Genomic DNA, 22,986 nt, shown 5'->3' on the forward strand with positions numbered 1-22,986 from the left:
ATTTCCTCCCTTCGGGTGCGTACGGTGCCGGCGCGGTGCCGGCGCGCGCGATTACGCGCACGATTCTACCCCGTCGCACCCCACGACCAACGGCGACCGCCCGGCCCGCTCCCTCGAAAGTGAACACGTTTTCGGTTGCAACAACATCGTGCTGCTCGCCAACTGGGGTTTTGGCCACATCATCCCAGCCGGATTGAATTCGTGTTCACTTTTCGTGAGGGAACGCGGGCTTTCGACGGCCAGGCGATAAAGTTCGGAGCGGCTGAGTCCAGCAGCTATTAGTGTGGCGAAACGATGGTATTTCTCGCGCAAGCCACGACGTACATTTTCGCGCCAAGGAGACGCCGAGAAGGGCCAGACAAGCGCCAAGTGAACGGTTTATTCTGACGGCTTTGGGATCTGGGGCATAAAAACACACCTTCGTGACATTATTTCTCGCCACCATCGCCCTTTGGCCCCAAAACGGCCCCTCCCAATCTGACACATGTGAGGCGCATGAAAGTGAACACGTTTTCAATTACGCATGCGCGAAGGCCTCGTTCAACAGGGCCTTTGTCGCATGGCAGACCCACCCATTGAAATCGTGTTCACTTTCCAGAGAGGGGTTGAGGGCGGGGTTGGCGTAGGCTCTCAGAACACGCCAGAACGCGCGGCAGGCGCACCGAGAGACACCGGGAATCCACTGTCCGGGGAGGTCGGGATGAGAATAACGTTCAACAAGCTCACCGCCCTGCACATCCTCCGCGTATGGCGAAGTTCGGGGCGCACGCTCACCGCGGACCGCCACGGCCTCGAGACATCCATGGTCGCACCGGGGAGGTATTGGACGCGGCGGCGTATTAACGCGTGCCTGGAATCCGTGGGCACCAGTCTTTCCAGCGTGCACGGGCGTGTCCAGGTGATGGTCCCCCGGCCTGGCGCACGCATTCGCTCTCGGACCGCGAGAAACACTGTATACGCGCGCGGCTTACCGGCGGCCCCCATCACCGAACTGAACAGCACGGTTCGAATTCCCCGCCCCGAGCTGCTCTTTATTGAACTTGGAACCATCATGTCCCCAATCGCGCAGCTTCTTGTGGGGCTCGAGCTGTGCGGGCGGTTCTCGCGCGACGCACGCGACCCGCGCGACGGCACCACTACATTCGGCATCAAGCCAATAACCACTGCAGATAAAATTCGGTCGTATGTCTCGGCGGTTCATGATCTTGCGGGACTCGAGCAGAGCCGTAGGGTAGCAGAGTGGCTCATGGACGAGGCGTGGTCTCCGCAGGAGGCGCTTCTCAACGGGCTTGCGCGCATGCCGCTTCACGAGCTTGGATATGAGCTTGGGGAGTTGCAGCTTAATCCTAGGTTTATTGTGCGTGGGCCGCTCCTCTCGCTTGTGGACAAGAAGAGTCGCGTTCCCGACTCGCTCGTGAGAGATACCCACGTTGGTTTCAACTATGATGGCGGACCCCACTTTGGAGAGGATGCTCCCGACATGGCTGGGACCGGACTTCTCGACAGCAATACGGCTACTAACATGCGCAAGGCGGTCGTTGCCGACAAGCGCCGCGACCGCGACCTGCTGGTGCAGGGGCTCGCGATTCTCCCCGTGACCAAGGAAGACTTCTACGATTCCGGCGGCATTGACCGCGTAATGCTGCAGGCGATGTCACTTCTCGAGCGCATTGACCAGCGCGACTACTCGAAGCACAGACGCGTGCTGAGAAGGCCGAAGCTTGCGGAGGAGCGACAGCGACTCATCTGGTCGATGCTTCCGGGGCGGCGTGGAAGGGAGCTAAGCCAGGAACTGGCCAGGCGCGAGCCGCCCGAGGCAACGGTCGAGGATTACGACATCACGTTTGATAATGGCAAGATGACAATAAAGCGCATGTAGAGCGTAGCATGCGGGCACGAGAAGGCCGCCGCGGCTCGTTTGCTGCGAGCGCCCGGCGGCCGGGCCTCCGGCTGGGCGGCGACCCCAGGCCTCGGCTCGAGGCCCAAGCTCCGGCCTAAGCCCCGCCCCCTCCCGGCCTCCTCCCGGCCCGAAAAAGTGAACACGTTTTCAATGACGGCGCTTTTGCACTTCTCGCCAACAGGGATTTTGCCGCGGGACACCGCATGGGATTGAATTCGTGTTCACTTTTCGGGCCTTGGGCGAGGGGCGCTGACGGGCTGGCGCGGTGCTGCTACGCTGTCCGCTGCGCAACGCCACCGCGCAACACCGCGGCGCGCAAAACGCACTACCCAACCACTGAGAGGAACCGTCGCATGACCCCACAGATCCACCTGCACGTCCTGGCATCGGGCTCGAAGGGCAACGCTGCCGTGGTCGAAGGCCCCACGGGCAGCGTGCTCATCGACGACGGCATCGCCCGCCGCACGCTCTTTGCGCGCGCCAGCGAGCTGGGCGTCGACATGGGCGACGTCCGCGCGGTCCTTCTCACCCACGAGCACACCGATCACGTCTCTGGCCTGCCGGTCTTTGCCAACCACTTTGACGGCCCGCTCTTCGCGACGGCCGGCACCATCGCCGCGCGCGAACGCCTCTCGCAGCTCCCGTTTGAGGTCATCAATCACATGGACGCGCTCGAGCTGTGCGGCATGCACGTGACCGTCTTCCCCACCAGCCACGACGTGGCGGACCCGGTGGGCTTTCGCTTCGCGACCACGGACGAGAACGGCGAGCTTGCGGACGCCCTGGGCTACTGCACCGACACGGGCGTGCTTACCGACGACGCCGGCCAGGCGCTCACCGGCTGCCGCGTGCTCGCGCTCGAGTCCAACCACGACGAGCGCATGCTTGCCACGGGCCCCTACCCCGGCTACCTCAAGCAGCGCATCCACGGTCGCCAGGGGCACCTCTCTAACGCCCAGGCAGCCGACGCGCTGCAGGACCTTGTGACCAACGAGACCGAGGTCATCGTGGGTATGCACCTCTCGCACGAGAACAACCGACCCAGCGTTGCGGTGCGCACGCTGGCCGCCGCCGTGGGCGCCGAGGCAACCAACGAGACGTTCACGGAGGCGCGCACGCCCGACGGCCACCTGACCGTCTGCGTCTCTGCCCAGGACGCGCCGCTCTCGGTGTGGTAAGTGTGATGTGGTAACGTGCCGCGCAGGAGTCGCGACCGCCGGGGCCGCACCGCCGGAACGCCCGCCGCGCGACCGCGCGACCGCGCGACCGCCGCGACACCACGCAATCGCCGCACAACCGGGGAGGCGCCATGCGCATTCTGCTCGTCGAGGACAACGCAGACATAGTTCGCACGCTCACGGAGCTCCTCCGCTCCGAGGGCTACAACGTCGAGGCAACGCCCAGCCAAGATGGCGCCATAACCCTGGGCACGCGTGTCGAGAAGCCCTTTGACCTCGTGCTTCTCGACGTCACGCTGGAGCAGGGCAACGGATTCGCCGTGTGCGGCGCGCTCAAGGAGGCCCGCCCGCACCTGCCCGTAATCTTTCTCACCGCCTCGGACGACGAGTTCAACACCGTTGCCGGCCTCTCGATGGGCGCCGACGACTACATTGCCAAGCCCTTCCGGCCGCGCGAGCTGCTCGCCCGCATTCGCACCGTGCTGCGGCGCTCGCAGCCCACGCAGCACCTGCTGCACCTGGGCAGCGTCATCGTTGATCCCGCCCGCGCACGCGCGACCAAGGACGGTCGCGAGCTGGACCTCTCGGCCGTCGAGTACCGCCTGCTGCTGCTCTTTGCAAGCAAGGCGGGCGGCATCGTCACGCGCGACATGATGCGCGAGGCGCTCTGGGAGGACTCCGGCGCCTATGTGGAGGAGAACACCCTCTCGGTCTACATTCGCCGCCTGCGCGACAAGATCGAGGACGATCCGGCAAACCCGCAGCTCATCCGTACCGTTCGCGGCATGGGCTACCGCGCGGCGGAGTAGCGCCATGCCCCGCGATTCCAGGTTCATCGCCCTTCTCGGCATAGGTGCCGCCGCAACCGCAGCCCTCTGCGCCGGCGCCTGGCTGCAGGCTGGCCCAGCCGCGGCAGCATGGGTCGCCGCGTGCGGCATCGTTCTCGTTGCGCTTTTCGCCGTCTCGACCGCCCTGCGCTACCGCCGCATCGCCCAGCTCTCCGAGCGCCTGGACCGCGCGCTCTCCGGAGAGCGCAACGTGAGCTTCAGGGGCATGGGCGAGGGCGAGCTGGCCATTCTCGCCAGCCAGCTCGACAAGACCGTGACGCGCCTGGTCGTGGCCAACGAGGAGCTTGAGGCCGAGAAGCACACGCTCGCCGACGCCCTGGCCGACATCTCCCACCAGCTGAGAACCCCGCTCACATCGCTTGGCATCGAGCTTGAGCTCATGCGCAAGGCGGCCGCGACGCCGGAGGACTCCCAGCGCGTGCGCGACTGCGGACGCATGCTCGAGCAGCTGCAGTGGCTCGTCTCGTCACTGCTCAAGCTCGCGCGCCTGGACGCTGGCGTGGTGCGTCTTGAGCGTCGCCGCGTCGACGTTGCCGCGCTGGCCAAGGCGGCGCAAGATCCGCTCGCCGTGGCCGCGGACCTCGCCGGCGTGACCTTCCAGGCGCGTGTGGAGCCCGGCTGCTCGTTCATGGGCGACGCCGCCTGGACTCGCGAGGCGCTGACCAACGTGCTCAAGAACTGCGTGGAGCACACACCCGCCGGTGGCACCGTGCGCATTACCGCCCGCGAGGACACCGTGGCCTGCCGCATATGCGTGGAGGACACCGGACCAGGCATTGCCGAGAAGGACCTGCCCCACGTATTTGACCGCTTCTACCACGGCGCGGGCAACGCAACCCGTCGCGACGAGGACGTGTGCAACCCCAGCGGCGTGGGGATTGGCCTCTCGCTCTCGCGGGCGCTGCTTGTTGCCCAGGGCGCCCAGATCACGGCCTCAAACGTGAGCCCCACCGGAGGCGCGCGGTTTGACCTGGTCTTTCCCAAGGTGACGGTTTAGTCACGCGCGCGTCATGGCCGCGTGGGAGCGCGGGCGCACCATGGTGGCACAACCACAGGCAATCGAGGGGAGCTCCATGGACATCCTGAGCATCGAGCATCTCACCAAGGTCTACGGAACCGGGCCCGCCGCCGTACGGGCGCTTGACGACGTGAGCCTTTCCATCGCGGCCGGCGAGTTTGTGGCCATCGTAGGCTCATCCGGCTCTGGCAAGTCGACGCTCATGCACCTCATGGGCGGCGTCGACCGTCCCACCTCGGGCACGGTGCGCATGAACGGCGAGGACGTGTACAAGCGCTCGGACGAGCAGCTCGCCGTCTTCCGCCGCCGCGAGGTGGGGCTGGTGTACCAGTTCTACAACCTCATCCCCGTTCTGGACGTAGAGGAGAACATCACGCTTCCGGTGCGCATGGACGGCCGCAAGGTAAACGAGCAGCGCCTGGCCACGCTTGTCTCGTCGCTTGGCCTTAGGGGCTTCGAGCACCACTTGCCCAACCAGCTCTCCGGCGGCCAGCAGCAGCGCGTTGCCATTGGCCGGGCACTCATGAACTCACCCGCCATCGTGCTTGCGGACGAGCCCACTGGCAACCTCGACTCCAAGAACTCGGCCGAGATCATGCGGCTTCTGCGTGCGTCCAACAAGGACCTGCACCAGACCCTCGTAGTAATCACGCACGATGAGGACGTGGCCCTCATGGCCCAGCGCGTGATTGCCATCGAGGACGGCCGCGTGGTCTCAGACGAGCGCAGGGGGTGAGCGCGATGGGGGTCTTCGCAAGCTACACCCTACGGTCGCTCCGCAAGAACCGCACGCGCACCGTGGTCACCGTGATTGGCGTGATCCTCTCGACGGCCCTGCTCACGGGCGTGGTGGCCACCGCCACGAGCGTCGCCGCAGCCCTTCTCGGCCGCACCATAGAGACCGAGGGCTCCTGGCAGGTTTACGACAGCCTCCAGCCGGCCGAGGCAGACTCGGCCCTTGGCCGGCTGGCGACAGAGACCAACGTGGCGACTGCCATGGATTCCCAGGTGGCAGGCTTTGCCTCGTATGCGAGCGACGCGGACCTAAGCACCACGTTGCTTGCCATCCAGACCGCACCGCGGGTGCTGCGCGGCGGCGCAGACCAGGCGCGCAGCCTCACCGTGATGCCCACGGTGCGCTCCGGCCGCGAGCCCGAGGCGCCGGGCGAGGTCATGCTGCCTGTCACGTTCTCCGGCGTCACGCTCGCAGACGACGGCTCGGGCGCCAGCGCCGCCAGCGACGGCCCCATCGAGCTGGGGTCCACCGTCACGCTGCCGCTTGGCGCCACGCTCGGCGACGGCGACTCCCTCGGCACGCCTACGACCACACGCAGCTTCACCGTGGTGGGCTTCTACGTGCCCCAGCACTTCCTGAGAAACGACTTCACCGCCTTTGAGGAGGCCGGCGCCACCGCGATCGTCTCGCCAAACGACGTCTCGAACCCCGTCTTCACGCGCGTGTGGGTAAGCACGAGCGGCCTCTCCACGCGGGACGCGCTCAAGGGCTGGGCGGCCCCCATCTTTGGCGAGGAGGACTACTACCTCCACGGCCAGCTGCTGGCGCTCCAGGGAATGGCGAGCGACGAGAGCACCGTCATGGAGTCGCTGAGCGGCATGGTCGCCGTGATTGGTGGGGTCATCGTGGTTGCAGCCATCGGGATGATTGGCAACTCATTCTCGATCTCGGTGGCCGAGCGCACGCGTCAGTTTGGCCTGCTCTCCTCGCTGGGCGCGTCAAAGCGCCAGCTGAGAAGGACGGTGCTCTTGGAGGCTGTGGCGATTGGCGTTGTGGGCATACCGGTGGGGCTCGCAGCCGGGCTGGCCGGGGTCGCGGCAATGCTCAGCAGCTCGGCGCGGGCGTTTGACGCCATGTTCCGCAGTTCGCTCTCGGGGACCGCCCAGGGCATTCCTCTGGTGATAAGCCCGGCTGTGGTTGCAGGCATGGCCGCTGCGTCATTCCTTGTGCTTCTCGCCAGCGCCTGGGCACCGGCGTGGCGGGCGAGCAGGGTCTCGGCGATCGACGCCATTCGCCAGCAGCAAGACATCAGGCTCTCCAAGCGGACCGAGCGCGCAATCGAGAAGGCCCAGGCCACCGGGAAGGCGCCGCGGGCGCCGCTGCTCGAGCGCATCGCCGGGCTTCCCGGTCTTCTGGCAAGCAGGAACCTCTCGCGCTCCAGCTCGCGTGGCCGCACCGTCGTGGTGTCGCTCGCGCTCTCAGTTGTCCTCATCGTGCTATCCGGCGCCATCTCGCTCTACATGGGGCGCGCCATGGATGTTGGCAGCGACCTCGGCGCCGTTGGGCGCTCTGATATCTCGCTCACCATCTACAACAGGCAGGAAGCCGACCAGGGCACCGTATCCAAGGCAACCCTGGGCCTTGTGCGAGACGTGCAGGGCATATCAGGCCAGGTAGATGGCCTCACGTCCAGCTCGGCCATCGTGAACGGCGCCCTCGAGGTCACCCTTCCCGCCGGCAGCGTCTCTGCAGACGGCCGCGCGTTTCTCGCAGACTACTACGCTGGCGATAGCGGCGCCGCCGAGAACGGCTCGTACGCCGGTCCCATGCTCGTCTCGTTTGTGGATGACAACACCTGGGCCGAGCTCTGCAAGGAGGCCGGAGCAGGCAGCGCCACGACGACAGATGGCACGAGCATGCCGGCGCTGGCGCTCAACGTGCTGGCATGGATGGAATCGAACAGCGTGAGGACGGTTGCCCCGTACGGCACGCCTACCACCGCGACCGTCTACGAGCTGAGCGACGCGCAGTCGACCCTCCTGCTTGACTCCAACGGCGGTGCCTTGGTCCAGACGTGGGAGAACTCGGACGGCGGAGCGAGCGGGTCGCAGCGGCAGACCAGCATTGATGATGCGGCCGTGGATTCTGGCACCATCACCTTTGTGGGAACGCTCGACTCGCTTCCGGACCAGCTCGCCAACACGGGCCTCACGTCTTCCTCGATACTTCCCGTCATCATGCCGCGCTCGGCTCTCGAGGCGCGCCCCAATCTCTTCTCGGCAACAAGCATCGTGGTGCCGTTCTCGCTTGCTGAGGGCGCCGATCCCTTTGACGCGGGCAACGCCCTCGAAGCGGCAGCCGACGCCACGGTCAGCGACAACGCCACGGCATACGTCAACAATAACGTGGCTCAAAACGAGATGACCGAGGCCATCGTTGGCCTCTTCAAGCTCCTGGTGACGATCTTCTCGGTGGTGTGCCTGCTCATCGCCGTTGCTAACGTGTTTAACACGCTCTCCACGAGCATCATCCTGCGCACGCGCGAGTTTGCCGTGCTACAGAGCGTGGGCCTGGGACCCAAGGGGTTCCGTCGCATGCTCGTGGCCGAGTGCGCAAGCTACGCGCTGCGCGGGCTTGGAATTGGCCTTGTCTTCTCGGTGGGCGTGGTCTGGCTCTTCTGGACTGCGCTGAGTTCCAGCGTGGGCCTCTCGTTCGAGCTGCCCTGGGGCTATGTGGCGGGGGCCGTTACGGGCGTGGTAGCGGTGCTGGGGCTCTCCGTTGCCTACGCGCTGCGCCGCAGCCACGCGCTGAACATCGTGGAGGCCCTCCGCGCCGACGCAATCTAGCCCCCTCCCCCCTCCCCTCTCCCCTCAATCCGTTCTCTAGCGGAATTTGAGAATTGAGATTCTCGCCAACTGGGCAAACGTTGACTCCGATTCTCAGAAACCGCTAAAGAAGGAGATGGGGAGGAGCCAAGAAAGGCCTCGCAACACAAAAGCGCCCCGGCCGAAACCGGGGCGCGTACTTGGGGCCTTGGCGAGGGATGGGTGCCGGCCCGACTGTTGGTTGCAGCTAGTCGATGGAGACCTTGGTGACGTTGGCCTTCTCGGACTGCTTGGGGACGTTCACGGTAAGAACACCGCCCTCAAGCTTGCCCGTGATGCCCGTAGTCGCAGCGTCCTTCAGATAGACGCCACGCGTGGCGCTCCACTCGCTGGTCTCCTTGTGGAGGTAGTTCTTGCCCTTCTCCTCGTCGGACTCCTTCTTGTCCACCGAAATGGAGAGCCTGCCCTCGTTGAGCTCGACGTCGACCTCGTCCTTCTTGACGCCCGGGAGCTCGGCGGTGACCACGTAGCTATCACCCGCGTCCTCGACGTTCATCTTGAAGGCAAGGTCACCGTCGGTGGTTGCCAGCGGAGCGAAGAAGTCATCAAACGCGCCGAACGGCCAGCTGGAAAGGGCCCTTGCGTACCTGTCATACGGAATCATGCTTGCCATGATGCTCAACTCCTTGAGACGAGCGGACGCCTCTTTGCGGCGCCCTTGGTGTTCGCTGGTATATGTTCCCGACATCCGATTTATTAAACGCACGAGAAAAGATTTTCTCAGTGTCTACGACTTAGATTTTGTCCCTGCGCACGTCACCGTCACAATGAACGCACACAGCTGGTTAGCAGACCTTACGTGCTCTATGATGTTGGTATTGCCGTGCAGACCGCAACCGGAGGCACGAACACATGAACAACTACGACGACCTGGACAACCCAGGCAACGTTTCTTCTCGCCCGCAGGCTATGCCCGAGGGATCGCACTTCGCCATGCCAGACAACGCGCAGGATCAGCGCCAGGCATCGCTCGACGAGACCGTCATGGCAGACTACTCTGGCGAGAATTCCCCCGCAGCAGGCTTTGACGAGACGCCCGCGCCCAAACCCCAGCAACCGGCTCCCAGGCCGCAGCGCTACACGCGTGCGCGCACGCCTCACAAGACCGTCGCCCCCATCAGCGACTTCGACAACCAGGCGAACGCTGACGGCTTCGAGGGCTTCACGCACGACTCGGACTATGCCAACAGGGGCTCGGTGCTCTCTGGGCGCTCCTACCGCAAGTCGCGCTCAGAGATGCCACAGCTGCGACGCGACCTTCATTACGGCCAGTACCTGGAGATCCCCAAGGGTCGCCGTGACATCTTTGCCTCGCGAGAGCGTAAGATGCGCATCCGCTCGGTGATTGCGCTTATCGCCGTGATCGTGATTCTCGCCGTGATCGTATTCTTTGTCTGGCAGTACATGCAGGTCAACTGGGGCGCAACGGGCTAGCCGGCGCTCCCCCGCGCTCAGCGCAACGCGCAGCTAGTCCCACGGGTCGCGCTCGAAGAGCGGCTCGGGGTGCGGCTGGCGGTCTGAGTACGGATCGTAGCCGTCGTCATCCTCGTTCTCCGCACGAATGAAGGGTTGGTCAGCAGGGTCGATCTTCTCGGCCGCGCGCCTTTCCGCAGGCTCAGGTCTCTTTTGCGGCTTTGCGTCCTTGGGCGCGACGTTCTTCTCGTCCATGCACGTCACTTCCCGTAGTAGTTCGTGATGGCGATATAGCTCGCCAGGTCATTTCCATATTCGCTGAGGTCAAGGCCATCGTAGTGGCTCTTGGGCGCAATGGTCACGATGGCGTTGGTCGCAGACCCGTTGGGGCTCCCCAAAAGGACGCTCCACACGTAATCGCCCTGCTGACCATAGCCGCAGATGAACGAGAGCCCGGTCTTGTCGATGCTGCGCGACGTCTGCACAGAATCGGCCGTACAGGACGAGACGAGGTTGCTCAGGCCGCAGGCATCCATCGCTGTGGTTAGTCCGCTCGAGTCGATCCCCACATCCGAAGCAACCGTAGACGCCGACGCCTGGAGGCGCACGCCGCCCACGGGCTTGCCGCCGGCAAGCGCGCTGGTGCCCGTCCCAGCTCCGGCAGCGTCCGCGGACTCCGGCGAATCCGTGATGGTGATGGTCACGGTGCCGTTGGTGTAGACCGCGTATGCGTCGCCGCTGGAGAACACACCGGTAGACGAGACGGAATACCCCTGCTTTGCGAGATACGCGTCCAGGTCGGCCGGCTCGATGTCAAAGTACTCGGCAATGTGGTAGGCGTCGCTCAGCTTGGGCGCCGGTACGTACAGGGTGACCGTGGAGCCCTCGGACACCTGGGTTCCTGCCTCGGGCGAGGTCGAGAGCACGACGTTCTCGTCGCCCTTCTCGTCGCTGTACGAGACGGAATAGGTAAGGCCCGCGTCTTGGAGGGTCTGCTCGGCGTCGGTAAGCGAGAGGCCCACCACATCCGGCACCTTGAAGGGCTGCGCCACCGTAAGCGTAATTTGGTCTGACGAGACAAACGCCTCGCCTTCGCCCGGACTCACCGCAAGCACCGTGCCCTCGGCCTCGCTGGAGTTCTTGTACGCGATGGTGATGTTCTTGGCACCCTCGTTGAGCAGGGCCGTCTTTGCATCTGACTGGCTTAGGCCCACAACCGAGGGGATGGTGCGCGCAACGGCCACGGTGATGGTCACCGAGAGATCGTCACCCGTACGCGTGCCAGCGGCGGGGTCCATCGAGACGACCTTGCCTACGTTGTCATCAGAGAGTACCTCGTTGACGGTAATGCTAAAGCCAAGCGGCGAGAGGGTCGAGCGCGCCTCGGTCTCGGTCTTGCCCACCACGTCTGGCACGGTCTTGCCGCCCCAGTACTCGTTCTCGTAGGTGTACTTCACCACGAAGGCGGCAGCGGCGAGAAGCGCAACAACCACCAGGACTACGGCCCAGGGCCGCACGCGGCCGCGATGCTTGCCGTCTGACGTGACCGGAGAGTCTATGGCCACGGGCGCGTAGGGGGTCACGCGCGTGAAGTCGGCGTCGTTGATGGGGGCGTAGGGGTCGTCCATGGCGTCGATGCCGTCGGGGCCTTCCTGACCGGCCGAGACGGCATGGGGAACCACGATGGTGGGCATCTCGTCGGCTGCTGCGCCGCCGGAGTCCGCAGGCGCGGGCGGCTCGGCCAGCTGGGTGGCGTCCGGATCCGCGGGCTGCGTCGCTCCCGGGTCTGCGAGCGCTGTGGCGTCGGGATCGACGGCCGTCGTGGGCTCCACCTCCGCGAGCACTGTGGCGTCGGGATCCACGAGCTGCGTGGCATCCGGGTCGGGCTGCCCCGCACGTGCGGCGTCCTTATCGAGCTCTGGATCCTCCATGACGCAACCTCCCCGGAACAGCAGTATCTGCTCAGCTGTTCACCATTGTGCCCCAACAGGGGAAATCACGTTGCGGAGACCCCGCTCACGGTATCGGCGGCACACGCAAAACGGCCCCGGAGCGCAGGCTCCGGGGCCGCATTAACGCCATGCCTGACGCTGCGGCGCAGCGGCGTCCTTCTCGCCCTACTCCACGGAGTCGGGCTCAACGGGCTCGTCCGTCGAGGCGGACTCACCGGCGCCAGCGCTGGCCTCGGCGGCAACCGCCTCGGCCGCGCGACGGCGGCTCTCCTCGCTCGCCGCGTCATCGCGGGCAGCGAAGAGTCTGTCGTCATCGCCAACGTCCACCTTCACGGTGTCGCCCTCGCCGACCTTGCCGTCGATGATGAGGTTGGCGACGTTGTCGACAACCTGGCGCTGGATGAGGCGCTTGAGCGGACGCGCGCCGTAGACAGGGTCGAGGCCGTCAAGCGCAAGTGACTGCTTGGCCGCCGGCGTGAGCTCGAGCGTGATGCGCTCGCGGGCAAGACGTGCGCGAACGTCCTTGAGCTGGATGTCCACGATCTTCTCGATGTCGGAGAGACCCAGCGGGTGGAAGACAACCACGTCGTCGATCCTGTTGAGGAACTCCGGCTTGAAGGTCTGGCGCAGGGCGTCGTTGACCTTGCGCTGCACCTCGTCCGGGTCGCTCTGCGCATTGGCACCCGCAATGAACTGGCTGCCCACGTTGGACGTCATGATGATGATCGTGTTCTTGAAGCTCACGACGCGGCCCTGGCCGTCGGTGAGGCGCCCGTCATCGAGCACCTGCAGCAGGATGTTGAAGACGTCGGGGTGTGCCTTCTCCATCTCGTCGAGCAGGATCACGCTATACGGGTGCCTGCGCACGGCCTCGGTGAGCTGGCCACCCTCGTCGTAGCCCACGTATCCCGGGGGCGCGCCAATGAGCCGCTGGACGCTGAACTTCTCCATGTACTCGGACATGTCGATGCGCACGAGCGCGCGCTCGTCGTCGAAGAGGCACTCGGCCAACGCCTTGGCCAGCTCGGTCTTGCCCACGCCAGTGGGGCCCAGGAAGAAGAAGCTGCCAATGGGCCTGTTGGGGTCCGAGAGGCCCGCGCGGCTGCGACGGACGGCCGCGGCAACGGCCGAGACGGCCTCGTCCTGCCCCACGACGCGCTTGTGGAGCTCGGCCTCGAGGTTCTTGAGCTTGTCCATCTCGCCCTGCATCATCTTGGACACGGGCACGCCCGTCCACTCGGAGACCACGTCGGCAATCTCCTCGGACGTGACCTCCTCCTTGAGGATACCACCGGACTCCTGCTTCTGCGAGAGCGCCTCGGACGCGGCGTCATACTCGCGCTGGAGCGAGGGGATGGTCGAGTAGCGCAGCTCGGAGGCCTTGGCGAGGTCACCGTCGCGCGTGGCGCGCTCCATCTCGCCCTTGGCGTCCTCGATCTGGGACTTGAGGTCCTGGACGTGGTCGATGGCCTGCTTCTCGTTCTGCCAGTTGGCCTTCATGCCGTCGAGCTTCTCGCGGGTGGTGGCTATCTCGCCGCGCAGCTTCTTGAGCCGCTCACGCGACGCCTCGTCCTCCTCCTTCATGAGGGCCTGCTCCTCGATCTGCATCTGGGTGAGCTGGCGGTCGACGGCGTCGATGTCTGCGGGCATGGAGTCAAGCTCCATGCGCAGGCGGCTTGCCGCCTCGTCCACGAGGTCGATGGCCTTATCGGGCAGGAAGCGGTCAGATATGTAGCGGTTGGAAAGATCGGCTGCCGAGACGAGCGCGGCATCCGTGATGCGCACGCGGTGGTGCTGCTCGTACTTGTCCTTGATGCCGCGGAGAATTGAGATGGTCTCCTCGACGCTGGGCTCCGACACCATGACCGGCTGGAACCTGCGTGCGAGGGCCTGGTCCTTCTCGATGTACTTGCGGTACTCGTCGAGCGTCGTGGCACCAATGGCGTGGAGCGCGCCGCGGGCCAGTGCCGGCTTCAGGATGTTGCCCGCATCCATCGAGCCCTCGGTTGCGCCGGCACCCACGATAGTGTGCAGCTCATCGATGAACAGGATGATGCGCCCGTCGGACTTCTCGACCTCCTTGAGCACGGACTTCAGGCGGTCCTCGAACTCGCCGCGGTACTTGGCGCCGGCCACAAGGGCGCTCATGTCGAGCTCGATGACGTCCTTGTCGCGGATGGTTGAGGGCACGTCGCCCGAGACAATGCGCTCAGCCAGGCCCTCGACGATGGCGGTCTTGCCCACGCCGGGCTCGCCGATAAGCACGGGGTTGTTCTTGGTGCGGCGGCTCAGCACCTGGATGGTGCGGCGAATCTCCTCCACGCGGCCGATGACCGGGTCAAGCTTGCCCTGGCGAGCGAGGTCCGTGATGTTGCGGCCGTACTTGGAGAGAGCCTCAAACTCCGGCTTGGAGTCCTGGCTAGTCACGCGCTCGTCGCCGCGCAGGGCCTCGTAGGCCTCCTGCACGCGCTTGCCCGTTACGCCGGCGGACTTGAGGATGCTGCCGGCCTCGGAGCGGTCGTCCGCGAGGGCGCACAGCAGGTGCTCGCTCGTGACGTACGAGTCTCCCATCTTGGTTGCGAGCTTCTCGGCGGCGTCTGCCACACGCACGAAGTTGGTGCCGGCGCCCATCTGCGAGTTGTCGCCCGTGACCTTGGGCGCGTTGGCGATGGCACGGTCGACCTGCGCCTCTATTGCGGCCGGGTCCGCGCCCACGCGCTCCACAATTGCCTTTATGTTCTGCTCTCCGGAGCTGAGAAGGGCCTTGAGCAGGTGGACTGGCTCCACCTGGCCCGCCTCGGCGTCCGTCGCGATGCCGACGGCAGACTGCAGCGCCTCCTGGGCGGTGACTGCCCACTTATCAATTCTCATATGCATCACTCCCTATGGTCCGCACGGCCTGAGGGGCGGCGGAATTCTGTTTATCGTTCTTGAGTATTCCCCCTTGAGGGGCGATATATTCAGAATCTAAGTGTTCTTATAGCAGATTTTCCTATGCGATGGCACGCAGGATTTGCTGGCGAGAAGGGCCGGCGTGCTCCGCCCGGAGGCGCTTCTCGACACCCAGCGCCCAGCCAAGGCGCCTCTCATCTTCCGGTCACTCAAAAGTGAACACGAAATCAATCCGGTGAAATGCGCAACAACGTTATCCCATATAACGATTAAGCCCGACCGTTTTCGTGTTCACTTTTGCAGCCGACGAGTACGGCGAGAGACGGTCGCGAGACCCGGAAGCGCACGGGGGCCTTGGCTCTCGCGAGAGCGTCCACCAAAAGTGAACACGAAATCAATTCGGGGATATCGTGCGGCCGCTTTTTCCCAGGAATCAATTAGCGGTCATTGTTTTTTGTTCACTTTTTGCAGCGTGGGTCGAGTCGATGACGAGCAGAGGGGCTTGCCGGTGCACGCAGCGCCCGGCGATGATACGGCGCCACCAGACGCGCAGCGCTCGGCGCACATACAGCGTCCGGAGTTTATCGCTATTTTTGAAACGGCAATTGCGTTTGCCCAGGTCGCTGTAGCCAAAACTAAGAAATGGCGATATTCTCTGCTGTTGGACCAGAGGAGCCGGCGGCTGTAGCGGGGTCACCGGAACACTCGGGGCCACCGAGGCCGTCGGCGCCAGCGTCGACCCAGAGGTCCGTCGGTCTCACGCCCCGACGCTCGCCAAGCCACCACAACAGCGCGCAGCCTGCGATCAGCACAACCGTCGCCATCGCCGAGCCCTCAATCCCAAAGCCGGGGTCATATGCAAAGCCTGCCGCGGGCGTGGTCCCCGGGGTTACGCCAAATATCGCGAACGGCGTGGTACCGCCGCTATTGGGCAGCCCAAACAGCACGGCCTGGGTGAAATTCCAGCTTGCGTGCAGGCCAAACGCCGCCCAAGGGCTGTCGAGCTTCCACACGGCCAGGCCAAACAGGACCCCGCAGAGTGCCAGGTTAACGAGGGCAAGCGCCGTCAACCCGCTGTTTGCCAGATGCAGCGCCACGAAGAACACCGTGCTCAATACAATCGCAACCACATGGCTTCCCCCAACGTGGAGCGTTCGCTGGTAGAGATAGCACCGGCAGACAAGCTCCTCGGCAGAGGACTGCACAAAGACGGCGAGAAAGACCACGATGATGCCCGCCACATTCACGCCAACAAGCGAGAGGGAAAAGCTGCCCTCAAGCACCGCGACTAGCACGCATGCGCCGTTGAGCGCAAATCCCAGGAGCAGCCCAAGGCCAAGCCGCGCCGGCGTGTTTCCAGCCGTCCGGCGCGTGACTGCGCCCAGGATGGGCCTTACGCGCCTGCTTGCGCGCAGGTAGACGAGAAACACAATCCAAATGCCAATGAAGCTCAAGTAGGATGCGACCGTGAAGATCGCAGCGGCAGCGGAAGTAGAGTATTCGCCCTCCGCAAGCCCAAGCATTCCCAGGCCGTCCTGGAGCGCAAGGACATTCACCATGTCCTGCACGCCCTCGCCCGAGGTCACAGCCCCGTAGGCAAATGCCGCAATGAAAATCGCAACAACCCCACCCACGACAGACCCCAGAACAAGCAACGCAAATGCCAGAGCATAGCTGCCAATCAGGCCAAGCACGCTCTTGGGGGTCGGACGTTCTCCTGCCATCACAGCCTCCGTTTCTGGGGACGCCCCAGGCGAGAACCGCTAGTCCCTCTCGCCCGCGCCGTCGTTGCTCTTGTCGCCCGCGCCGCGGTCGCTCTCGCCGCCGCGGTCCGGAAGCCTTCCGGCGCGCCGGAGCGAGTCTCGCAATATCCACTCCACCTGTGCGTTGGCGCTGCGCATGTCGTCCTCGGCCCAGCGCTCGACCGCGGCCCAGATCTCCGGGTCGATGCGCAGGGGATATTGCTTGCGACGTGTCATGCGTAGATGCCTCCGCAGGCCTTAGTACAGCGATCCGGTGTTGAGCACCGGCTGCGCCTCGGACTCGCCGCAGAGAACCACCATGAGGTTGGACGCCATGGTTGCCTTGCGGTCCTCGTCAAAGTCGACGATTCCGCCATCGGAGAGCTCGGAGAGCGCCATGTCAACCATCGAGACGGCACCCTCCACAATCTTCTTGCGGGCGGCGATGATGGCCTCAGCCTGCTGGCGGCGAAGCATCGCGGGCGCAATCTCAGGCGCGTAGGCAAGGTGCGTAAGGCGCGCGTCGTCGACCTCCACACCCGCGGGCGCCAGGCGCAGGCCCAGCTCCTCCTTCAGGCTGTTCGAGACCTCCTCGATGTTGGAGCGCAGCGTGATGCTGGTATTGGCCGCGTCGTCGTCCTCCATGTGATCGTAGGCGTAGATGCTTGCCACGTGGCGCAGCGCAGTCTCGGTCTGCATGGAGACGTAGGAGATGTAGTTGTCCACGTCGAAGAGGGCCTTGGCGGTGTCAGACACGCGCCACACCACAACGGTTGCAATCTCGATGGGGTTGCCCTGCTTGTCGTTGACCTTGATGCGCTCCCCGTTGTGCGTGCGCGCGCGGAGCGACACCTTGGTCGAGATGCCCGCCGCAGCCTTGACCGCGAGGGCGCCCTTCTTGCCGCCCTCCTCGGTTATCTCCTCGTCAGGGCCGGACTCGCCCATCTTACGGCTGTAGAAGGGGTTCGCCCAGTAGAAGCCCGACTCGCGAATGGTGCCAATGTAGTTGCCAAAGAGGAGACAAACCTTGGCCTCACCCGGCTGCAGGGCGATAAAGCCCGAGCTCAGAATGAAGCCAAGTGCCAGCAGGAGGAACCCCACGAACATCAGGGGGCCTGCGAACTCCGGCGCCTCCAGGCCCGCATCATCCGCTGAGACGAGAAGCACGATGGACCATACGAGCCCCGCGCAACTGGCAACGAAGACAAGCACCGTGATGGCGAGCATTGCCCAACCCGACTTAGCCTTGATGAGTTTCTCGGACGTCATCTTTGCCCCTTTCCGCTTCGGCCTCCATGATACGTGCCGGGCCGATTGGTCTCAATGTGATATCACAATAATATGTACATTGAATACATAGCGCAATATCTGTTGGGGTAATGGGTTTGTAAGGACCACGCAAGGGCAGCCGCGTCCGGTGAGCATCTCACCCATTCGGCGTATTGAGCAAATGCACTCAATAGCAAGGGGATCTAACGCGAAACGCAGGGGTCGCCTCGTTGGATCCGCCGTTGGCGCGCTCTCGGCCATCGAGGTCAAAGGTGGCGTGCATGCTCGATAGAGCGGCATGGCGGAGTTCCTCTCCCGGCATCCCGAAGCAAAACGCATTGTGGTTGGAGGAAGCTCCGCGGGAGCATGCAGCTTGGATGACTTCCTCCGCGACCGCGTCCCGCTGTTCTTCTAGCCTGCGGTGAGGCGCGCTTCTCGCACCCGCCTGCGCAAAACGACCCCGCCTACTCGACGGGGTCGTTGTTGCCGTTTCCGAGAAGCCCTCGCATGACCTGCTCGGGACTCTGCCCGTCGTAGCGGGCAAGCGCTGTGATCCTCTCTCGCATATGGAACTCGTGGACCTCGTCCTCGAGCTCGCGCACGCGGGCGCGCAGGCGGTCGATTTCCTCGTCCCGCTCGCGCGCACGCTCGCGCATGTCCATGATGCGTACCACGCCAGCCAGATTAATGCCCTCATCGGTGAGCTTGGAGATGAGGTTGAGCCGGTCAATGTCGGCCTGCGAATACAGGCGCGTGTTGCCGCGCGAGCGACCGGGCGTGACCAGGCCCTTCTGCTCGTATACGCGAAGGGTCTGGGGATGCATGCCCGTGAGCTCCGCGGCCACGCTGATCATGTACAGGGGCTTGTCCCTGTCGCGCGCGTCGCGACCCTCGGATGCGCCATCGCTACGACTCATAGCGCTCGACGTCCTTTCTGTAGTCTCGCTTGTCGGCATCCATCAGGGCGCTAAGGCCATCGCGTTCCTTCTTTGAAAGCGACGTGGGCACCTTCACGCGGATGGTCACGTAGAGCGCGCCACGCGTGCCCTTGCGCTTGACGTTGGGCGCACCCAGGTCGCGGAACCGGAAGCACTTGCCGTCCTGCGTCCCCGCGGGCACCTTGAGACGAACCTCGGTGCCGTTTGGCGTGGGAACGTCGACCGTCGCTCCAAGCGCGGCCTCGTACATGCTTATCGGCAGCTCCATGCGGATATCGGCGCCGTCGCGCTTGAAGAGCGGGTGCTCCTCGACGTGCGTGGTAATCACGAGGTCGCCGCGCTGACCGCCGTTTGCGCCGTACTCGCCGCGACCGCGATAACGCAGCTTGCCGCCATCCACAGCGCCAGCCGGAATCTTGACGGTAAGCGTCTGCTCCTCGCCTGTCGACGGCACGCGGTACGACACCTTGCGCGTGGCGCCGTTGAGCGCCTCGTCAAAGGTGACGTCGATGCGCATGGTGAGGTCCCCGCCCTTGGCGGGCCGCTGAGCCTGCTGGCGAGCAGCGCCGCCAAAGATGGACGAGAAGTCAAAGCCGCCAAAGTCACCGCCCATACCATTGAAGATGTCGGACCAGTCGCCGTTGCCACCAACGTTGGTGTAGGTGTACGTGCGCCTGGGGCCACCGGACCCGCCAAAGTCCGCGCCGGGAATGCCGCCAAACATGAGCAGCTGGTCGTACTCCTTGCGCTTCTTCTCGTCCGACAGAGTGGTGTAGGCCTCGGAGATCTCCTTGAACTTCTTCTCGTCGCCACCAGCATCGGGGTGGTACTTTGCCGCAAGCTTGCGGAATGCCTTCCGGATCTCATCCTGGGTGGCGTCGCGCTTCACGCCCAAGATGTCATAGTACGTCTTCTTGCCATTGGCCATGGTTTCGCACGAGCCCCCTCTCATATCAATGCGCCCGGACCGAGCGGCCCGGGCGCCGTTACACTACTTTTCCTTTGCGGCGCCATTGCCCGAGCCGGGTTCCTTGTCGCCGCTGCCCTTGGCCTCGGCGTCCTTATCGGCCGCGTTGGCCGCAGCGTCCGCCGGGCGCTTGGGCCCACCGTAGGTGACGGTCACCATCGCCGTGCGGATGACCTTCTTGCCCATACGGTAACCCTTCTGGTAGACCTGGTCGACCGTCTCGTCATAGGCGTCCTTGTCCTCGCGACGGCCAACGGCCTGGTGCTCAAGCGGATCGAACGGCTCGCCAGCGGGGTCAATGGGCTCGACGCCCTCCTTGGAAAGGACGCCCACCATCTTGTCATGGACGGCCGAGACACCATCGACGAACTGCTTGAACTGCTCTGCCGTTGTGTCCTGGCCAAAGCCGGACGCGTGCTCGAGCGCGCGCTCCATGTCGTCGATGACGGGCAGCAGGCTCACTACGAGCTTCTCGGCGGCGCGCTCGCGCTCGTCCAAACGCTCCTGGGCGGTGCGGCGGCGGTAGTTGTCCCAGTCCGCCTGAAGACGGACGAGACGATCGGTGGATTCGGCGGCCTCCTTCTTGGCCTTCTCGATGTCCTCCGTCATGTCACTGAGCTTCTTCTGCAGCTCGTCGCGCTCGGAGCGGAACTTCTTCGCGTCCTCAACGGCCTCCTGCTCGAGCACCTCATCGGCAGCCTTCATGGCAGCGGCGCGCATCGCCGCGTCATCATCCGGATCGATGTCACCGGGGGCAGAGCTGGTGGCGGCTGACGCCGAGCTTGCCGTGGATGCCGACGCGTCCTTGGGCGAGGACTCTGCCTCGCCCGGCTGCGTGGTGCCAGGCTTCTTCTCGTCTGCATCCTCGATTGGCACTTTCACGTCACCCTCCTCATGCGTACCAGAGGGAGCGGCCTTCTCGGCCGCCCCCTAGACAGTCTGTCTTCGAGAACCGGCGCCGCAGCTTGGCAGCGGCGCCAATCCCGAGGCTAGTCCTTCTTCTTGTCGTCGTCGACGACCTCATAGTCGGCGTCGACCACGTCGTCGGCGGAGCCGGAGCCGGCGTTGGAGGCACCGGCGTTACCGCCCGCAGTCTGCTCCTGCGTGTTGGAGTAGACGACCTCCGCCAGCTTGTGGCTGGCCTCCTGGAGCTTCTCGCCCGCGGCCTTGATGGCGTCGATATCCGTGCCCTCGAGCGCCTTCTTGGCAGCGTCGACCGCGTCCTGGACGTTCTTGCGCTGGTCCTCGGGCACCTTGTCGCCAAGGTCCTTCAGGGTCTGCTCGGTGGAGTAGCAGAGAGAGTCGGTCTGGTTGCGGACCTCAATCTCGTCCTTGTGCTTCTTGTCCTCCTCGGCGTGGGACTCGGCGTCCTTGACCATGCGGTCAACCTCGTCGTCAGAAAGCGCGGTGGAGCCAGAGATGGTGATCTGCTGGGACTTGCCGGTGGCCTTGTCCTTAGCCGTGACCTTCACGATGCCGTTAGCGTCGATGTCGAACGTGACCTCAATCTGCGGCACGCCACGCGGCGCGGCAGGAATGCCGGTGAGCGTGAACTTGCCGAGCGACTTGTTGTCGGCCGCCATCTCGCGCTCGCCCTGCAGGACGTTGATCTCGACGGACGTCTGGTTGTCTGCGGCCGTGGAGTAGACCTCGGTCTTGCTCGTGGGGATCGTGGTGTTGCGGTCGATCATCTTGGTCATGACGCCGCCCATGGTCTCGACACCAAGCGACAGCGGCGTGACATCGAGCAGCAGGATGCCGGAAACATCGCCGGTAAGAACGCCGCCCTGAACGGCAGCGCCGTCGGCAACGACCTCGTCAGGGTTCACGGACATGTTGGGCTGCTTGCCGGTCATCTGCTTGACGAGCTCCTGCACGGCGGGCATACGGCTGGAGCCGCCAACGAGAATAACCTCGTCAACGTCAGAGATCTGCATGTTGGCGTCGCGGAGCGCCTTGGTCACAGGGGCCTTGCAACGGTCGAGAAGGTCGCGCGTGATGCGCTCGAACTCGGCACGGGTCAGCGTGTAGTTAAGGTGCTTGGGGCCGGTGGCGTCAGCGGTGATGAAGGGCAGGTTGATGTCGGCCTGCTGTGCGGCGGAGAGCTCCTTCTTGGCGTTCTCGGCAGCCTCCTTCAGACGCTGAAGCGCCATGGGGTCCTTGCGAAGGTCGATGCCGTTCTCCTGCTGGAACTTGTCGGCCGCCCAGTCAATCACGCGCTGGTCCCAGTCGTCGCCGCCCAGGTGGTTGTCGCCGTTGGTGGCGAGAACCTCAACCACGCCGTCGGCGAGGTCGAGCAGCGAGACGTCGAAGGTGCCGCCGCCCAGGTCGAAGACGAGGACCTTCTGCTCGGTGCCCTTCTTGTCCAGACCGTAGGCGAGTGCCGCGGCCGTAGGCTCGTTGACGATACGCTTGACGTCGAGGCCAGCGATCTTGCCTGCGTCCTTGGTGGCCTGACGTTGGGCGTCGTTGAAGTACGCCGGGACGGTGATGACGGCCTCGGTGACGGGCTCGCCAAGGTACTTCTCGGCGTCTGCCTTCATCTTGCCAAGGATCATGGCGCTGATCTGCTCGGGCGTGAAGTCCTCGCCGTCGATCTCGACAACGGCACGGTTGCCAGTACCGCTCTTGACGGTGTACGGGACAGTCTTGAGCTCGGAGCCGACCTCGTCATAGCGACGGCCCATGAAACGCTTGATCGAGAAGACCGTGTTCTTGGGGTTGGTGACGGCCTGGTTCTTAGCAGCCTTGCCCACAATACGGTCGCCGTCGGCACGGAAGCCAACGACGGACGGGGTGGTGCGATCGCCCTCCGCGTTCACGATGATGGTGGGCTGACCGCCCTCGAGGACTGCCATTGCAGAGTTGGTTGTACCAAGGTCAATACCGAGAATCTTGCCCATGGTGTTCGTTCCTTTCCTTCTGCGCCGCTGCGGCATTTGCCGTGCTCAGCGCTTTGTTCGCTCTTGTACGTTTTGTCTTATGCCCCCTATGGTTTGACTTTATACATTATCTAAGTCTCTTTGCATGAGATTTTTTAACGCCATCTGGCGCAAGGGGTGGGCACGGAGCCGTGCGGCACTCCTCAATCACGCGGACGGCCGTCTCTCAGACACTGTTGAGAAGGAATTCGACGAAATCTGGCTCCTTGGGGCCACGAAACGTCGAATTCCTTCTCAACAGCACATGGGGGACATCCCGGGGAGGACGACCGGCGGCTGGTCGGCGGCTGGCCGGCGGCGGCCCCT

General features: G+C 64.4%; 18 protein-coding genes. 7 read left to right on the plus strand and 11 right to left on the minus strand.

Going from position 1 to position 22,986, the window contains the following annotated elements; all coding sequences use genetic code 11:
* The first annotated feature begins 1,051 nt into the window (after nucleotides 1–1,051).
* From AUL39_RS00200 to AUL39_RS00225, 6 genes are all read left to right on the plus strand, one after another.
* The gene (locus AUL39_RS00200; protein ID WP_059052452.1) at nucleotides 1,052–1,879 is read left to right on the plus strand and encodes a hypothetical protein; all 828 of its coding nucleotides are present in this window, start codon (nucleotides 1,052–1,054) and stop codon (nucleotides 1,877–1,879) included.
* A 374-nt stretch (nucleotides 1,880–2,253) separates the two neighbouring features.
* Nucleotides 2,254–3,078: an MBL fold metallo-hydrolase gene (locus tag AUL39_RS00205; protein ID WP_059052454.1), complete on the plus strand. Its 825-nt coding sequence runs from the start codon at nucleotides 2,254–2,256 to the stop codon at nucleotides 3,076–3,078.
* 131 nt (nucleotides 3,079–3,209) lie between these two features.
* Nucleotides 3,210–3,887, plus strand: coding sequence for a response regulator transcription factor (locus tag AUL39_RS00210; protein WP_059052456.1), 678 nt, complete (start codon nucleotides 3,210–3,212; stop codon nucleotides 3,885–3,887).
* A gap of 4 nt (nucleotides 3,888–3,891) precedes the next feature.
* Nucleotides 3,892–4,923, plus strand: a complete 1,032-nt coding sequence (locus AUL39_RS00215) for a sensor histidine kinase (RefSeq protein ID WP_059052457.1) — start codon at nucleotides 3,892–3,894, stop codon at nucleotides 4,921–4,923.
* A 76-nt stretch (nucleotides 4,924–4,999) separates the two neighbouring features.
* Complete coding sequence (locus AUL39_RS00220; protein ID WP_059053996.1) at nucleotides 5,000–5,680, plus strand: ABC transporter ATP-binding protein; 681 nt, start codon at nucleotides 5,000–5,002, stop codon at nucleotides 5,678–5,680.
* A 5-nt stretch (nucleotides 5,681–5,685) separates the two neighbouring features.
* On the plus strand, nucleotides 5,686–8,526 hold the full coding sequence (locus AUL39_RS00225) for an ABC transporter permease (protein WP_059052460.1): 2,841 nt from the start codon (nucleotides 5,686–5,688) through the stop codon (nucleotides 8,524–8,526).
* Nucleotides 8,527–8,752: 226 nt separating this feature from the next.
* Here AUL39_RS00225 and AUL39_RS00230 read toward each other — a convergent pair whose 3' ends face one another.
* Entirely contained in the window at nucleotides 8,753–9,178 is a 426-nt protein-coding gene (locus tag AUL39_RS00230; RefSeq protein WP_059052462.1) for an Hsp20/alpha crystallin family protein, read from the minus strand.
* 239 nt (nucleotides 9,179–9,417) lie between these two features.
* Between AUL39_RS00230 and AUL39_RS00235 the strand changes: the two genes are divergently transcribed.
* On the plus strand, nucleotides 9,418–9,999 hold the full coding sequence (locus AUL39_RS00235) for a hypothetical protein (RefSeq protein WP_059052464.1): 582 nt from the start codon (nucleotides 9,418–9,420) through the stop codon (nucleotides 9,997–9,999).
* A 33-nt stretch (nucleotides 10,000–10,032) separates the two neighbouring features.
* Here AUL39_RS00235 and AUL39_RS00240 read toward each other — a convergent pair whose 3' ends face one another.
* From AUL39_RS00240 to dnaK, 10 genes are all read right to left on the minus strand, one after another.
* Nucleotides 10,033–10,233 (minus strand): hypothetical protein, encoded by a 201-nt coding sequence (locus AUL39_RS00240; RefSeq protein ID WP_059052466.1) that lies wholly within the window; start codon nucleotides 10,231–10,233, stop codon nucleotides 10,033–10,035.
* A gap of 5 nt (nucleotides 10,234–10,238) precedes the next feature.
* Nucleotides 10,239–11,909 (minus strand): PASTA domain-containing protein, encoded by a 1,671-nt coding sequence (locus AUL39_RS00245; protein ID WP_059052468.1) that lies wholly within the window; start codon nucleotides 11,907–11,909, stop codon nucleotides 10,239–10,241.
* 186 nt (nucleotides 11,910–12,095) lie between these two features.
* Nucleotides 12,096–14,801, minus strand: coding sequence for an ATP-dependent chaperone ClpB (clpB, locus tag AUL39_RS00250; protein WP_082667151.1), 2,706 nt, complete (start codon nucleotides 14,799–14,801; stop codon nucleotides 12,096–12,098).
* 656 nt (nucleotides 14,802–15,457) lie between these two features.
* Nucleotides 15,458–16,546 carry a CPBP family intramembrane glutamic endopeptidase gene (locus AUL39_RS00255; protein WP_059052471.1) on the minus strand — a complete coding sequence of 363 codons (1,089 nt, stop codon included), beginning with the start codon at nucleotides 16,544–16,546 and terminating at the stop codon, nucleotides 15,458–15,460.
* 39 nt (nucleotides 16,547–16,585) lie between these two features.
* Nucleotides 16,586–16,801 (minus strand): hypothetical protein, encoded by a 216-nt coding sequence (locus tag AUL39_RS00260; RefSeq protein ID WP_059052475.1) that lies wholly within the window; start codon nucleotides 16,799–16,801, stop codon nucleotides 16,586–16,588.
* A 21-nt stretch (nucleotides 16,802–16,822) separates the two neighbouring features.
* The gene (locus AUL39_RS00265) at nucleotides 16,823–17,833 is read right to left on the minus strand and encodes an SPFH domain-containing protein (RefSeq protein ID WP_059052477.1); all 1,011 of its coding nucleotides are present in this window, start codon (nucleotides 17,831–17,833) and stop codon (nucleotides 16,823–16,825) included.
* A gap of 464 nt (nucleotides 17,834–18,297) precedes the next feature.
* A complete protein-coding gene (locus AUL39_RS00270) occupies nucleotides 18,298–18,750 on the minus strand; it encodes a heat shock protein transcriptional repressor HspR (RefSeq protein ID WP_059052479.1) in 453 nt (150 codons plus the stop codon).
* Nucleotides 18,740–19,699: a DnaJ C-terminal domain-containing protein gene (locus AUL39_RS00275; RefSeq protein ID WP_059052481.1), complete on the minus strand. Its 960-nt coding sequence runs from the start codon at nucleotides 19,697–19,699 to the stop codon at nucleotides 18,740–18,742. Before AUL39_RS00275 ends, AUL39_RS00270 begins: the two co-directional genes overlap by 11 nt.
* Before the next feature lie 63 nt (nucleotides 19,700–19,762).
* Nucleotides 19,763–20,620, minus strand: coding sequence for a nucleotide exchange factor GrpE (locus tag AUL39_RS00280; RefSeq protein ID WP_059052483.1), 858 nt, complete (start codon nucleotides 20,618–20,620; stop codon nucleotides 19,763–19,765).
* Between the two features lie 107 nt (nucleotides 20,621–20,727).
* A complete protein-coding gene (dnaK, locus tag AUL39_RS00285; protein ID WP_059052485.1) occupies nucleotides 20,728–22,641 on the minus strand; it encodes a molecular chaperone DnaK in 1,914 nt (637 codons plus the stop codon).
* Nucleotides 22,642–22,986: the final 345 nt, after the last annotated feature.

The organism is Tractidigestivibacter scatoligenes, from assembly GCF_001494635.1.
In the GTDB taxonomy this organism is placed as follows: domain Bacteria; phylum Actinomycetota; class Coriobacteriia; order Coriobacteriales; family Atopobiaceae; genus Tractidigestivibacter; species Tractidigestivibacter scatoligenes.